The 12,616-nt window shown below is 69.0% G+C and carries 22 protein-coding genes; 11 read left to right on the top strand and 11 right to left on the bottom strand.

Annotated elements, in window-relative coordinates:
* The first annotated feature begins 6 nt into the window (after positions 1-6).
* From GA0074692_RS33585 to GA0074692_RS34435, 7 genes are all read left to right on the top strand, one after another.
* A complete protein-coding gene (locus tag GA0074692_RS33585; protein ID WP_091654747.1) occupies positions 7-567 on the top strand; it encodes a hypothetical protein in 561 nt (186 codons plus the stop codon).
* Positions 564-800: a hypothetical protein gene (locus tag GA0074692_RS33580; RefSeq protein WP_141725498.1), complete on the top strand. Its 237-nt coding sequence runs from the start codon at positions 564-566 to the stop codon at positions 798-800. The genes GA0074692_RS33585 and GA0074692_RS33580 overlap by 4 nt, the downstream gene beginning before the upstream one ends.
* Positions 797-1,732 (top strand): N-acetylmuramoyl-L-alanine amidase, encoded by a 936-nt coding sequence (locus GA0074692_RS33575; RefSeq protein WP_176738769.1) that lies wholly within the window; start codon positions 797-799, stop codon positions 1,730-1,732. Before GA0074692_RS33580 ends, GA0074692_RS33575 begins: the two co-directional genes overlap by 4 nt.
* A 17-nt stretch (positions 1,733-1,749) precedes the next feature.
* Entirely contained in the window at positions 1,750-1,998 is a 249-nt protein-coding gene (locus GA0074692_RS33570) for a hypothetical protein (RefSeq protein WP_091654741.1), read from the top strand.
* Complete coding sequence (locus GA0074692_RS33565; RefSeq protein ID WP_141725497.1) at positions 1,995-2,237, top strand: hypothetical protein; 243 nt, start codon at positions 1,995-1,997, stop codon at positions 2,235-2,237. Before GA0074692_RS33570 ends, GA0074692_RS33565 begins: the two co-directional genes overlap by 4 nt.
* Positions 2,238-2,327: 90 nt before the next feature.
* Positions 2,328-2,540 carry a hypothetical protein gene (locus tag GA0074692_RS33560; protein WP_218106831.1) on the top strand — a complete coding sequence of 71 codons (213 nt, stop codon included), beginning with the start codon at positions 2,328-2,330 and terminating at the stop codon, positions 2,538-2,540.
* A gap of 249 nt (positions 2,541-2,789) precedes the next feature.
* Positions 2,790-3,158 (top strand): hypothetical protein, encoded by a 369-nt coding sequence (locus tag GA0074692_RS34435; protein WP_141725466.1) that lies wholly within the window; start codon positions 2,790-2,792, stop codon positions 3,156-3,158.
* A gap of 515 nt (positions 3,159-3,673) precedes the next feature.
* On the opposite strand, the gene GA0074692_RS35180 is transcribed toward GA0074692_RS34435, so the two are convergent.
* The 6 genes from GA0074692_RS35180 to GA0074692_RS33540 all read right to left on the bottom strand — a co-directional run bounded on the left by GA0074692_RS35180 (position 3,674) and on the right by GA0074692_RS33540 (position 6,483).
* Complete coding sequence (locus GA0074692_RS35180; RefSeq protein WP_091652183.1) at positions 3,674-4,189, bottom strand: hypothetical protein; 516 nt, start codon at positions 4,187-4,189, stop codon at positions 3,674-3,676.
* The gene (locus GA0074692_RS33550; RefSeq protein ID WP_091652178.1) at positions 4,189-4,716 is read right to left on the bottom strand and encodes a hypothetical protein; all 528 of its coding nucleotides are present in this window, start codon (positions 4,714-4,716) and stop codon (positions 4,189-4,191) included. The genes GA0074692_RS35180 and GA0074692_RS33550 overlap by 1 nt, the downstream gene beginning before the upstream one ends.
* Before the next feature lies 1 nt (position 4,717).
* A complete protein-coding gene (locus GA0074692_RS33545; RefSeq protein ID WP_091652175.1) occupies positions 4,718-4,966 on the bottom strand; it encodes a hypothetical protein in 249 nt (82 codons plus the stop codon).
* An 84-nt stretch (positions 4,967-5,050) separates the two neighbouring features.
* Complete coding sequence (locus GA0074692_RS35175; RefSeq protein ID WP_176738647.1) at positions 5,051-5,206, bottom strand: hypothetical protein; 156 nt, start codon at positions 5,204-5,206, stop codon at positions 5,051-5,053.
* A 3-nt stretch (positions 5,207-5,209) separates the two neighbouring features.
* On the bottom strand, positions 5,210-5,374 hold the full coding sequence (locus GA0074692_RS35170) for a hypothetical protein (RefSeq protein WP_176738646.1): 165 nt from the start codon (positions 5,372-5,374) through the stop codon (positions 5,210-5,212).
* Between the two features lie 2 nt (positions 5,375-5,376).
* The gene (locus tag GA0074692_RS33540) at positions 5,377-6,483 is read right to left on the bottom strand and encodes a DUF2637 domain-containing protein (RefSeq protein ID WP_091652171.1); all 1,107 of its coding nucleotides are present in this window, start codon (positions 6,481-6,483) and stop codon (positions 5,377-5,379) included.
* A 110-nt stretch (positions 6,484-6,593) separates the two neighbouring features.
* Between GA0074692_RS33540 and GA0074692_RS33535 the strand changes: the two genes are divergently transcribed.
* Positions 6,594-7,373 carry a GntR family transcriptional regulator gene (locus tag GA0074692_RS33535; RefSeq protein WP_091654506.1) on the top strand — a complete coding sequence of 260 codons (780 nt, stop codon included), beginning with the start codon at positions 6,594-6,596 and terminating at the stop codon, positions 7,371-7,373.
* Positions 7,374-7,431: 58 nt separating this feature from the next.
* Here the strand turns inward: GA0074692_RS33535 and GA0074692_RS33530 are convergent, their stop codons facing one another.
* The 4 genes from GA0074692_RS33530 to GA0074692_RS33515 form a co-directional block, all read right to left on the bottom strand.
* Positions 7,432-8,214 (bottom strand): hypothetical protein, encoded by a 783-nt coding sequence (locus tag GA0074692_RS33530; RefSeq protein WP_091652169.1) that lies wholly within the window; start codon positions 8,212-8,214, stop codon positions 7,432-7,434.
* Between the two features lie 80 nt (positions 8,215-8,294).
* A complete protein-coding gene (locus tag GA0074692_RS33525) occupies positions 8,295-8,483 on the bottom strand; it encodes a DUF397 domain-containing protein (RefSeq protein WP_091654504.1) in 189 nt (62 codons plus the stop codon).
* A 12-nt stretch (positions 8,484-8,495) separates the two neighbouring features.
* Complete coding sequence (locus GA0074692_RS33520) at positions 8,496-8,735, bottom strand: hypothetical protein (protein ID WP_091652167.1); 240 nt, start codon at positions 8,733-8,735, stop codon at positions 8,496-8,498.
* Entirely contained in the window at positions 8,732-8,926 is a 195-nt protein-coding gene (locus tag GA0074692_RS33515; protein WP_091652164.1) for a hypothetical protein, read from the bottom strand. The genes GA0074692_RS33520 and GA0074692_RS33515 overlap by 4 nt, the downstream gene beginning before the upstream one ends.
* A 212-nt stretch (positions 8,927-9,138) precedes the next feature.
* Here GA0074692_RS33515 and GA0074692_RS33510 point away from each other — a divergent pair, with 212 nt between their 5' ends.
* The 3 genes from GA0074692_RS33510 to GA0074692_RS33495 all read left to right on the top strand — a co-directional run bounded on the left by GA0074692_RS33510 (position 9,139) and on the right by GA0074692_RS33495 (position 12,084).
* The gene (locus GA0074692_RS33510) at positions 9,139-9,369 is read left to right on the top strand and encodes a winged helix-turn-helix domain-containing protein (protein ID WP_091652161.1); all 231 of its coding nucleotides are present in this window, start codon (positions 9,139-9,141) and stop codon (positions 9,367-9,369) included.
* Between the two features lie 69 nt (positions 9,370-9,438).
* Complete coding sequence (locus GA0074692_RS33505) at positions 9,439-9,843, top strand: GntR family transcriptional regulator (protein ID WP_091652159.1); 405 nt, start codon at positions 9,439-9,441, stop codon at positions 9,841-9,843.
* Positions 9,844-10,746: 903 nt separating this feature from the next.
* Positions 10,747-12,084 (top strand): site-specific integrase, encoded by a 1,338-nt coding sequence (locus tag GA0074692_RS33495; RefSeq protein ID WP_091638495.1) that lies wholly within the window; start codon positions 10,747-10,749, stop codon positions 12,082-12,084.
* Here the strand turns inward: GA0074692_RS33495 and GA0074692_RS33490 are convergent.
* Positions 12,081-12,530: a helix-turn-helix domain-containing protein gene (locus GA0074692_RS33490; RefSeq protein WP_091638494.1), complete on the bottom strand. Its 450-nt coding sequence runs from the start codon at positions 12,528-12,530 to the stop codon at positions 12,081-12,083. The genes GA0074692_RS33495 and GA0074692_RS33490 overlap by 4 nt on opposite strands.
* Positions 12,531-12,616 lie beyond the last annotated feature (86 nt).

Here is a 12,616-nt window from a genome sequence, read left to right as displayed (position 1 = left end):
GACACCGTGCCCGTCGTACCCGAAACCAAACCCGCGTGGGCCAACGGCATCGACGCGCTCAACAGTACGAATTTGAACGCGTACGTCCGCGATCCGTTGCGTTTTTTGATGCGGAAGCCAGCGGCGAAAGTGCGGCAGTCCGTCACTCAGTCGTTCACGTCCGGCACGTGGACGGCGGTGCTGTTCGGCGTCGAGGACTTCGATACCGATCTGGACGGGATTGGCGGGCACTCGACGTCGAGCAGCACCAGCAGATATACCGCTCGCTACCCGGGCCTGTATCTGTGCGGGGGCGGCATTAGCTGGGCCAACAACACGACGGGCAGGCGCGGCGTGCGCTGGGCGGTCAACGGCTCCAGCGTCCTCGGTACCGAGGTGTTGATCCAGTCCACCGCCGGAGCCAACGTGAACTCGGTGGTGGCCCGCACGACGCTCATATACCTCGACATCGGTGATTACGTTGAGTTGTACGCGATGCAGGACTCCGGTGCAGCGCTCGGAACGGCGGTCACCGCCGACAACCAGCCGGCGATGAGCGTCACCTGGGATCGGATGGTGGCGTCATGACCATGTGGTACCTGCGGATCAGGACGCCCACCGGCGACGAGATCCACCTGTACGAGATCGGCATCGCCGTCGACCCGAACCCGTTGGTCGAGCAGCACCTGGACCGCATCCGGGCCGAGCTCGGCATCCCCGAGGGCTGGATCGACGCCGGATGGGACATCAGCCTGCTCGACGCGCCACTGCACCCGAAACTGTTGGAAATCGCGATCCTGCACCCGCTGGAGACGCCGTGAAGGTCCCAGGAATCCCCTTCAAGCAGGGGCGCAATGCCTACGACGACCGCGACGGTCAGAAGTTCGGCATCGCGATCCACGCCACCGACAACACCGCCACGGCCGAGGCGGAGGCGTCCTACGCCACCCGCCGCACCGACGGTGTCGGCTCGCACTTCTACGTCGACGGGGACTCGGTCGTCCAGTCGCTGGACACCCGGTCGCGCGCCGGCCATGCCGGGTCGAGCACCGGCAACGAGAACGGCATCTCGGTGGAGATCACTGGCCGGGTGTCGGCCAGCCGGCAGTGGTGGCTGGCCAACGTGGCGTGGGACCGCCTGGCCGAGGTGCTGGCGGTGGTCTGCCGGGAGTACGACATCGCACCCCGCCGGGCCACCGTGGCCGAAATGAAGGCCAACCCCAAGGTACGGGCCTTCTACGGGCACAACGACATGCGGCTGGCCTGGGGCGGCACCAGCCACACCGACCCCGGTCCCAACTTCCCCTGGGACCACCTGCTGGACAGGGTCAAGCGCGCCATGAACGGAGATGAGATGGAACTGACCGACCCGATCAAGCTGGTCACAGGCAAGGGCGTGGCATACAGCTCACCCACCACCACCGTGGCCGGCGTGCTGTCGAGCACCAACTACTACGTTCTCCAGACCCGGAACTCGGTCCTGGCTGAGCTGGCGGACGCGCGGGTTCGCGAAGAGGCGATCCTTGCCGCGGTGACCGGCGGCAGCCAGGCGAAGGTGCTCGAGGCGATCCAGGCGCAGGGCGAGCAGACGCGCCGGCAGCTCGCCGAGCAGGCAGCAACCGAGGCCGCCCGCGACGCCGAGCTGCGCGCGCTCGTCGAGCAGGGCCAGGACGGCACCCTCGACGCCACGGAGGTGCTCCGACGGATGGGCGAGTTGCTCGCCACCGCCGGCCAGGGCCAGGCACGTGAGTGACGCCACAGCAAACGCGCGTGCCGTGGCTGCGGGACATCACCTGTCTCGTCGCCGGGGTGGCAGGGTTCGCCCACTCCCTGGTGACCGGGGCGGGATGGCCTCCGCTGCTGGTCAGCGCCGCACTGATGGCCGGGCCGGGCGTCCTGCGCCTCTGGCTGGCTGGGTATACCCAGGGCACCGGATTGTCGTCCGCGCCGGGCTCGCCGGAGCCGCCGCCGCCCTCGCCGTTGCCGTCGTCCGCGCCGTCGGCGGGTGATCCCCGGTGAGCCCGCATCGACGACCGGTACCGCTCTGGTACGCGTTGCTCGCAATCCTCGTGTCCACGCTGGCGGTGGCGGGGACAGGCATCTGGTACACCCATCACGCCCAGGAGGAGGCGGATCACCGGTGGTGTGAGCTGCTGACCGTGCTGTCGGACCGCAGCCCGCCGCCGGAGACGGACCGGGGCCGGCGCATCGCCCAGGAAATCGGCGAGCTCCGCTCGTCCCTCGGCTGCCCGCCCTGACCTGACCATCCCCCTGCCCGGACCGCGCGGTCCGGGCCTCGTCGTACCTGGAGGTACACCGTGACGCAGCGCAGCTCTACCCCGGCCCCGATGGAGAAGAAGGTGAAAGCGTCGGCCGCATGGTCGTACCTGCTCGCCCTGGCGGGCCTGGCCATCGTCAACGGCACCACGGACACGACCCTGATCACGGACCTGCCGGACACCGTCGAAATCTTCGTTGCGCCGCTGGTGCCGGCGCTGGCGGCGGGGATCGGCGGGTACCTGGCGCGGCACACGCCGCGTCCGGACCTCGGCCAGCCCTGACCGGGCGTACCGACCAACATCAACGGCCCCGCTCTCCCGTGATGGGGAGGGCGGGGCCGTGTTTTGTCATGTCCGAGGAGTGATCTTTTGTAGGTTTTCTCCAAAGGTTCTAGTGCGGTTTGGTGCCTGCCGACAACGCGCTGCCCCCATGTTGTCCGGCAAGGTCATGCGTATGCAGAAGGCCCAGCCGGGCAGGTAAAGGGCGACTCTGCATGTACCCCCACCGAACCCCGCGAAAGGCCCAAAAAGATGCTGTACGACAACTACTTCGCTACAGGTAGGCGTCTCTTCGTTCTCGGCTTGGCGGTGCTGGCGACCGTCACCGCATTGTCTTGCATGTACATCTACTACTACCTCCGCTTCGTTGCCGAGTTCGTCCAAACGAATCCCGTGGGCGCGAAGGAGCTAGCGGCGCTGGTAGCAGGAGCCGTGCCGGCGACGGTCGCTCCCTTCCTGGCAGTGGGCGTCATGCTGAAGATGGGCGTGACAGCAATTCTCAGGGCACGTAACGACAACGCAGCCAAGCGGCAGGATGATGACACGAAAGCAGGCGGCCGTAGCTCAAGGCGTCGCCGGCCGTCGGCTGGTGGCCGGAGAAGTTCCCCAGAGGGACGTTGACTTCCCTTCGGAGCCGCCCGACCAATGCCAATGGCCCCGCTCTCCCGGGTGGAATAGCGGGGCCGTTTCGTCGTGTGAGTGGATCACCCCCGCGTGTGCGGAGAACACGGTCTCGACCCGACCTGCAATCCGATCGCGAACGGATCAACCCCGCGTGTGCGGGGAACACCTTCCTGACCTGGATAGCTAAAGATCAAATAACAAGTTTCTCTTCACTTTAACGTGAGTAGCCCCGCCTTTAGCGAACAGGACGGGCACTTTGCTGTCCGGGCCCGGACGTCGGTGGCCTGCTGTTCTCGGCGCCCCACCGCCCGCAGGTGTGGCCGGCGCCGATCGGAGTGGCCGCGTCGACGTGGTGAGCGTGCCGGGCGGGGGCCGGTCCGTCCAGCGGGTCCGGTCTGCCTGTGGACAGCGGGGCGTCCTGTGGATAACCGCCTGATCATGGGCGGGACGTGGTATGAGCGAGCGCCCCGCCACCGGTCAGGTGGCGGGGCGCTCTCGCGTCTCCGGGCTGGCTACGACACCTGCTCCCGGGCGGCGCGTGCGTCCCGGATCCTCCTCTTGGCGGTCGCCTCGCTGACCTTGAAGTCCGCCATCAGCGTGGCGACGATCTCGGAGTAGGCGACGCCCCGGTACTCCAGGCGGTCGACCACGTCCTCGATCGCCTCCTCCTCGTCCTCGGCCGGCTCGTCGTCGTCTAGGGCGACGTCGACCGCCTCGTCGACGTGCTCGACGATGCCCTCGATGACCCGGACCCGCTTGCCGCCGATGGTGGCGATCCGCCCCCACCAGCCGGTGTCACGCTCGGTGTCAGCGGTGTCAGACACCGTCCTGGCCTGCGTAGTGTCACTGACACCCCGCCTGCCTGGTGGGGTAGGGGAGGGGTTCGCGCGTCGCTCTCGGGCCTCCTGAACACGGTGGTGCACGGAGATGATCACGTAGAAGGCGGCGACCGCGGCGAACAGAGCGATTGGTCCGCCCCAGCCCCGCTCCGGCTCCTGGGCGGCGGCGAGGATCGTGGTGGTCAGCATCAGGCAGCTCCGAACAGAAGGCCCGGAATCGGGGCGACGAGACTGGTGACGATGGAGACGAGCGACCGGGTGACGTCGCCGATCAGCCCGCCGGGCAGGTCGGACATCATCCCGAGGATGATGGCGACGATCCACATCTTGGTGTTGAGCCGGTAGAGCGGGGACTGGGGCCAGGTCAGGGTGGCGAACCGGCCAAGCTTCTTACCGGTCTTGACCGGCAGCATGCACCCGATCGTGTAGACCCAGAGCAGGCCGATGAGCACGCCCAGGATGGCGTTCACCGAGGCCCCGGCGATGTAGGCGCCACCGGTGGAGTCGAGCAGGCTCTGGATGAGCCCGCCGGCGGCGGCGACCGTCGCCTGGTCGGCCGGCGACTGGTCGAAGCCCTCGCGGATCGCGGGCACGGCCATCACGAAGGCCAGCCGATCCCGGAGGCTGTTCGGTCCGATCGACATGTAGTCGACGACCAGGGCGAGCAGCAGCAGGATGGCGACCGCCGTGGGGGACATGGTGCGGGCGAGTTCCACGTCAGGCCCCCGACCAGTCGAGGACGAGCGCGCCGGTGACCGCGTCACGCACCTCGAGGCGGGGTGCGCTCATCGGCTCGTGGGCGGCGAGGGCGGCCCGGGTGAGCGCCTGGAGGTGCCGGTCGAGGATGCCCTCGTAGCCGGGAAGCGTCAGGTCGAGGGTGACGATGAAGATGCGCTTGTGCAGCACTTCGTACGCGCCGTCGAAGATGTGCAGCCGGTACCGCTGCGGCGGGGCCGGGTCGGTCATGATGGAGGTCCTGCCTCTCTCTGTGGGAGGTCGGGCCCGGGGCGGCGGAACTGCTTTGGTCGGTGAGACCGCCGCCCCGGGGCGTCATCGGGTGGTGATGCGGGGCGTCGCGCCGACGGCGGCCAGCTCGTCGGCGCGGCGGACGAGGTCGTCGTCGGTGCCAGCGGGCAGGGTCACCCGTCGGCCGGCGAGCGCGCGGGCCCGGCTGTCGGCCGGAACCTGGGCGGTGATGCGTCGCATCGGTCAGCCCTCCCGGCTCGGGTCGGTGGCGGCGATGCGGTCCAGCTCGGCGGCGAGGTGCGGCAGGCCGGCCTCGCGGATGTTCTGCCGGACCTCGGCGTGCCGCTGCGGGTTGCCGCGGGCGGCGAGGAGCTCGCGCTCCAGGCGGGCGATGTCGGACGTCGGCATGGTCAGTTCTCCTTCGTGGCCGGCGCGTGGTCGCGCTTCCAGTTGTTGGCGTAGGACTTGCTGACGCCGGCCATGGTCGCCAGTTCGGCACCGGACGGCGGGTGGCCGTGGTCGGCCACGAAGGCGGCGTACGCGGCGGCCGTACGGTCGGCCTCGCTGCCGGCCGTGGTCGACTTCGTGACCGTCTTCGTGGTCGCCTTCCGGGTGGTCTTCGTGGTCGGCGCGTGGTCGGTCCGGGCGACCACGGTGCGGCGTCGCGTGGCCGGCTTCGTGGCCGCCACGGTGGTCGACTCCGAGGCGACCGCCGTGGTCGGGACGGGCGCGGCCGTGGTCGACAGCGCCCGGCGCTCCGGAGCGACCACGGCCGGAACCGGGCGCGCGGTCGTGGCCGGCCACCGGGTGAGGGCATGGTCGGCCATAGCCACCCGGGCAATACCTGGAGACAGAGCCTGACGGGCGGTGGCCATCTGCTGCTCGAGCTGCCGGCAGAGCTGGATGCCCGGGTCAGATTCGTCGACCACGGTCGCCTTGATCGGTGGCCGCTTGCCGAAGTCGCGCTGCGGGTCGGTGGCGTCCAGGACCAGCCGCCGCCACGCCGCGAACGTCGGCCACGGAGCCAGGGCGAGCCGGACCATCCGGGGGTAGACGATGGCCACCGGCCCCGGCTGGCCACGACGGCGCAGCACCTGCCGGCGCACCTCACCCAACAGGACCTCGAAGGCGAACATCGCGGCCACGGCGACGCCGGCCGCGAGGATCACGGTCTGCTCGTCACCGTCTGACCGCCGCCATGCCGCGCTGGCGTTGCTGGCCGCGCTGGCACCGATGGCCACGGCGGTGATGAGTCGGGCGTAGACCGCCGGCCTGGCGTCGAGGCTCGCGGCGAAGGCGACGGCGGCCATGGCCACCGCCATGCCGTCGAGGGTGAGCGGCAGGAGTTCGGGCGTCTGGAAGCCGAGGCTCTTCGCGAGGTGGGTCTGCTCCTCGTAGGACCAGACGGCGCCGCACACCCAGACGCCGGCGATCAGCAAGAGGGCGATGACGGTGGGGGCTCCGACCGTGGTGGTGCGGGTGGCCGCCCCGGTGGGGGCATCGGTCGCGGTGCTCATGGCGTCCGAGGCTACCTATGTGCTGTCTATAAGTCTAGACGAAACTCTGTTACTTTCTGTGGGCCAGCGTCCAGACAGAAGATGCAGACAAGGGCGGTACCGTGATCGCCATGTCCCCACCCCGACAGCAGCCCCGGTACCGGCAGATCGCCGACGACCTGCGCCGTCGCATCGAGTCCGGGATGCTCCCTGCCGGAGCCCCGCTGCCCACCGAGGTGGAGCTGATGCAGGAGTGGGACGTCGCCCGCGGCACAGTGCGTGAGGCCATCGGCCTGCTCCGCGCGGAGGGCCTGATTTCGACCGCACGTCACCGGGGGTCGCACGTGCGTCCGCGTTGGCCGGTGCGCCGGCTCGGTCCGGAGCGGTACCGCGTGGAGGTCGAGCAGCGCGACGGCACCCCGGACGGCCCGGCGACGAGCTTCACCGCCGACCAGCGGATTGGCTGGGACGCGTTCTCGATGGACAAGGACTTCGCGGAGGTCGGCGCCGACGAGCGCCTCGCCGAGCTGCTCCAGGTCGACGTCGGCACGCCGCTGCTCCGCCGCCACTTTGTCTTCCGCAGCCACGGCGTGCCTCAGCAGATCAGCACCTCGTACTTGCTGCTGGATATGGTGGCCGGGACGCCGGTGGCTGATCCGGATCGGGAGCCCTGGCCCGGGGGCAACACCGCGCAGCTCGCGTCGCTGGGCGTTCGGCTGACCCGGATCATCGAGCGGCCCCGCACCCGGATGCCGAGCGAGGAGGAGGCGCGGATCCTGGCCATCGGCGACCGAGTGCCGGTCATGACGATCACCCGGATCAGCTTGGCCGGGGATCGTCCGGTCGAGACCGCGCTGGAGATTGTGTTACCGGGTGACCGGGTCGAGTTGGAGTACGTGATCGACCTGTAGCCCACGCAGAGTTCCGCCCCCGGCCGTGCTCGGTCCGGGGGCGGCGGTGTGCCTGGGGTCAGTTCTTCCGAATCAAGATGACGGCGGCCGTGGCGTTGTCGGGGGCCTCGTCCGGGTCGGTACGCGGCAAGCCCGTGCCGGCGTCCACCAGCGCGTCGGCGAGAGCCTGGGCGTCATCGGCGTGGCGCTCGACCAGCTCGGCGATCTGCTCGTCGGACAGCGGCTTGTGCACGCCGTCGCTCGTCAGGACGATCAGGTCGACGTCAGCGGCCTCCCCGCGCAGCGGCGTCCACGAGATCGTGCTGATGGTCGCGTAGACCAGGCCGTTGAGCACGTAGTCGTCGAGCGCGGCGACGACCTTGTCGCCGTGGTCGGCGAGGGCTGCGCGGTCCATCGCGGTGAGGCCGGGGTTGCGCATCATGTGCGCAACGTGCTGCCCGGCGGTCTGGTCCACGGTCCACCGCCGTAGTCCGGCTGCCGCCGACCACGTCCATACCGCGCAGTCGCCCACGTGGGCGATCTCGATGCGCCCGCCCGGCTCGATCGAGGCGACTGCGGCCACGGCGTTGGGGCTGCGCGGGTAGTCCGGGTAGGTGTCGGCGGCGGCCATGATGCCGGCCTGGGCGCCGCGGTGGGAGGCGACGATCGCGGCGGTGCCGGCGGCACGACGTGCTGCGGCGACGACGGCCGGACTGGAGCCGATGCCGTCGATGACCGCGGCGGCCACGCCGAGGGGATTCCCGACGACGCTCGCCGCGTCGGCGTTTGCGTCGCGGCCGCCGATGCGGCTCGCGCTGGCCAGCGTAACCGCAAGGGTTCCGCACTGCTGGGTGGTGATCACTGGTCCTCCAGGGGTGACGTTGAGGCGATACGGTGACGGCTCCGGAACCGCCCGGTTCCGGAGCCGTCGCGGTGCTGAGGTCAGAGCTGCTGGCCGTCGCGGATCGACCCGACCAGCGCGTCCCACCCGGCGGGGCTGAAGGTGACCACCTCGTCGGGGCGCTCCGAGTCCCGCACGTACCGGGTTCCGTCGTCCCCGATTGCCACCTCCGGGCAGTTGGGTCCGGAGTTGTCGCACCGGGTCGGCCGGGTCCACTTCATCTGGCGCATGCTGTACTCCATCTACTCGCCGGCCGCGCTCTGCGTCCGGGGGTCTGCGGGGGTGGCGGGTCGGGGCTGGTTGAGCCGTCCAGCGAGGATCAGCTCCGCTCGGGCCTCGGCCCTGGCCGGGCACGGGCACCGGCGGCGGCACTGCTGGCACACGCCGTAGCTGGGTGCATGCCGGTCCATGATCGCCCACAGGTCGAGCGTGGCGGCGTCGCTGATCTCGATGGCGAGGGCTTCGTGGGTGCCGCTGCTCACCGCAGTACCCCGATCACGATGGCGGCCACCACCAGGGCGACGACCAGGCCGCCGTAGGCGTACTGCTGGCGGCTCACCGGCGGCGGCTCCGGCCGGGGCGGCTGGGGAATGGTGTCGCCGTCCGGCCATGGCGGGCGGCCGTCGGGGACCGGGTAGGCCCTGGGTGATCGGTCTGGGCTGCTGGTTTCCACGGCGTCCTCCTTGGGGTGGAGGTGGGAGCCGGGCGGGGCGGGAGCAGCACAGGGGCTGCGGGCCCCCGCCCGGCGGGTCGGCCGGATCGCGCCAACGAGACCAGCCACCCCGACAGTAGGAACACTTGGTACACCAAGTCAACCTAGGACACACATTGCGTCACGGCGAGTGGCAGGCTCGAGGGTGCCAACGAGACCAGCCGGAGCCCGCCATGCCCCGCACGCCTGCCTTCCGGCAGATCATCGCCGATATCCGCACAGCCATCGAGACCGGCCAACTCAAGCCGGGTGAGCAGTTGCCGACCATCGCCCAGCTCTGCGCGCAGTACGACGTGTCGCCCACACCGGTCAAGTACGCGCTTCGCATCCTCGAGGAGTCCGGGGTGATCGAGACCTGGCAAGGGAAGGGCACGTACGTCCGCCGCCAGGCCGCTGAGGAGTAGGGATCCGGGTCGAACGTTCGAACGTTGCACCGTCCGAACGTTCTACCCTGCCCTCATACCGTCCGCCAGGTGATCGACCTGCACTCCGGGGTGCCCAGGCACCGGCAGCTCGCTGACGAGCTGCGTGCCCGCCTGCGTGCCGGAGAGTGGGCGCCCGGCGCTCGGCTGCCCTCGGAGACGCGCCTGAGTCAGGAGCACGGGGTAGGCCGCGGTACGGTCCGGCGGGCGGTAGCGATGCTGCGAGCGGAGGGCCTGGTCGACGTGGCATCTGGACGCGGCACCCGCGTGCGGGAGCTGGTCGACCTGGAGCGGGTTGCGGTGCCGCGCGGGGCTGTGACGCGCTCCCGGATGCCCACCGTGGAGGAGCGGGCGGAGATGGACATCCCGGAGGGTGTCCCGGTGCTCGTGGTGATCCTGGGCGGCCGGGTGCGGGGTGTCTACCCGGCGGACCGCGCGGAGATCACCCACAGCTAGATCAGGCCTTCCAAGATCGCCGATCTTGCTGTTCAGTTACCGCGACTTCTCGCAGAGTACATATTTAGGGTGATCGCAGCGCGGGGCAAATCCAATCAGCTCCGACCAATTTGCCTCATGGGAATGTCACAGTAAGCGGTTCCCATCTGATGCAAATTGCGTTTGGTGTGTGACGCGTGTGTGACGATGGCCTATCGTCCGCCAGTCCACGGGAGGTCGATTGTCAGTGCCCGAAACGCCTACCACCATCCGGGACGCCGTTCAGGCTGCCCGCACCCAGCAGGAGACTTACCGGAGCCGGGGCCCCGGACCGGGCTCCACCCGTTGCCTCATTGCCACCATCATCGCTACGCCCATGATCTGGGCTACGCTCGTGTGGGCCGCTGTCTTGTGGCACGACCAGCCAGTAACCGTTGCGCACCTCGTGTGGGTCGGGTCCGCGTCGACCTCTGTTATCGCTGCCGCGATTATGGCTGCGACGTGGATCATGCGCCGGGATTCAGCCCGCCAGCACGACGAGATGCTCATTGCGATGGACGTCGTGTGCAGTCGGTCGTTGACCCACGCCGAGGCGGTTGGGGACACCGTAGACCGCCTTGCTGCCGCGCTGCCGGGTGGCGGCAAGGTCACCCAGATTCGCTAACCTGTCCCCAAGATGTCCCCATGCGGAAAGTCGCGGCCCTCCGGTCGATATCCGGAGGGCCGTTTCGCCTGGTAAACAATGGTGGGGCGGACGGGACTCGAACCCGTGACCGAGGGATTATGAGCCGATCGGCTACCCCCATACTGAGCTGCGGTGACACAGATTGTCCGGGTTCATGTTGTGCGTTCCGTGACTCTGTCGACCCCAAGTGGACCCGTAAGGCTTGATCCGTGTCCCCATGGGGACGATGATCTGTCCCCATGGCGAGCATCGAGCGACGAGGGGACTCCTGGCGGGTCGTCTGGCGGTACGACGGCCAGAAGCAGTACACCTCGTGGCCTGCCGAGGAATACGCCAACGAGGCGAAATCGATCGTCGAGGGCCACCGAGGGCGCATCACCGCCGACCGCGTGTACACGGATATGGGCATTCCCACGGGGGATTCCAATTCCCCTGCCGATGATGGCATCACTCTGAAACAGTGGTGCGAGGAATGGCTACCGTCGAAGACTCGCATCTCACCTGGAACGCGAGAGCGGTACGAACAACAGCTCCGCGACAGAATATACCCCGCCTTCGGCGACACTCCCCTGCCTCAGCTCACGTCGGTCGCTATCGGCACCTGGCTAAACGAACTACGCGCCAGCGGGATGAGCCAGAAGACGGTGACCCGCTACTACTCGCTGCTGCACACCGCGCTCACCGCTGCCATGCGCCACGGGCACATCAGCGTGAACCCGTGCCACGGCACAGACTTCATCCGGGATCAACGGGCCGACGACGACACCGGTGAGCACCACGCGGTCTACCTGACGCCGCAGCAGTTCGAGCTGCTGCGTGCCCAGTTTGCCAAGCAGTGGCATTCGCTGCTGGATTGCATCGTCGAAACCGGGCTCCGCTGGTCGGAAGTGACCGCCTTGGCCGCAATGCACCTCGTGCCGGCCACTGATTCCTCGGGGCCGAGGTTGAGGGTCTGGCGGGCGTGGAAGGAGGCAAGCGGCAAGCGGTACTTGGGCACGACGAAGGGCCGGGCCAAGCGAGTTCTTCCAATCGGCGACGACCTCTACCGCACACTCACCAAACTCGTCGAGGGGCAGCCGCCAGAGACGCTTATCTTCCGGGATGACAAGGGTGCCCTGGACTACGACCGGATGTACGACCAGGCGTGGAAGCCGGCCCTTCTCCGGGCCCGTCTCTGCCCCACTCACCCACCGACCGGCGAGGGTGAGCGCCTGGAGGGCGCGCGCGGTCGGTGCCGAGACTACGGCGGTACGACGTGGGCGGGGCAGCCGTGTGGCGCCCGGGTTGTCGACGACACGACGCGGTGCGCGGCGCACTACGGCCCCCGGGTCGGATCGGTGTCGGACTGCGACTGTCCCACCGTGCTGCACTCCGCGCCGTCGTGGCACGACCTACGGCACACGTACGCGAGCTGGCTCTTCAGCGACCCCCGGATGACTCCCCTGGCCATCTCGCGGCTGCTTGGTCACCAGCAGCTCGCCACGACGAGCGAGATCTACGGGGACCTGATGCCGCAGGCGATCGACGCTGCGGTGGACGCGGTGGCGGACGCTCGTAAGTCGGCGCGACCGGATTAGGACGCCTGGCGCCCCTGATCCTCGCCGCCGCCTCCGGTGATCAGGTCGATCACGCCGAGGATGACCGCCCTCTGCTGGTCGTTGAGGTCTGGGTCGTTCAGGACGGCTTCGCGGGCGCTGATCCGGCGTTCCGCCGGGGACGGCTCGCCCTCGGCCTGGTCCGGTTCTCCGGGTAGTCGGCCGGCGAGCCGGTGCGCCTCGTCGTTGTCGATGTCGAGCGCCTTGGCGAGGGAGTTAACGACCCGGGCAAGCGGTGGCCGCTTGCCCTTGGCGAGGCGGTCGATGGTGGTACGGGCGATGCCCGAGCGTTCTTTCAGCTCGTCGTCCGTCCAGCCGCGCGTGGCCTGCTCGGACCGCACTCGCAGCCAGAAGGCGTAGGCAACACCCCGTTCGCTCATGTGCAGGTTGTAGCACGTCCGCACGATCCGGACATAGCCCCAGCTCATAGGCGCTGCTAGAGGCCCGTCACTGCAACTTGCACCGTAGCGTCTTGCATCGTCTTGCCGTGTCGTCTAACGTCTTGAATCGCACG

This window comes from Micromonospora pallida (assembly GCF_900090325.1).
In the GTDB taxonomy this organism is placed as follows: Bacteria; Actinomycetota; Actinomycetes; order Mycobacteriales; family Micromonosporaceae; genus Micromonospora; species Micromonospora pallida.
Note: the sequence above shows the minus strand (reverse complement) of the source record. Positions and strands in the feature narration are given on the sequence as shown.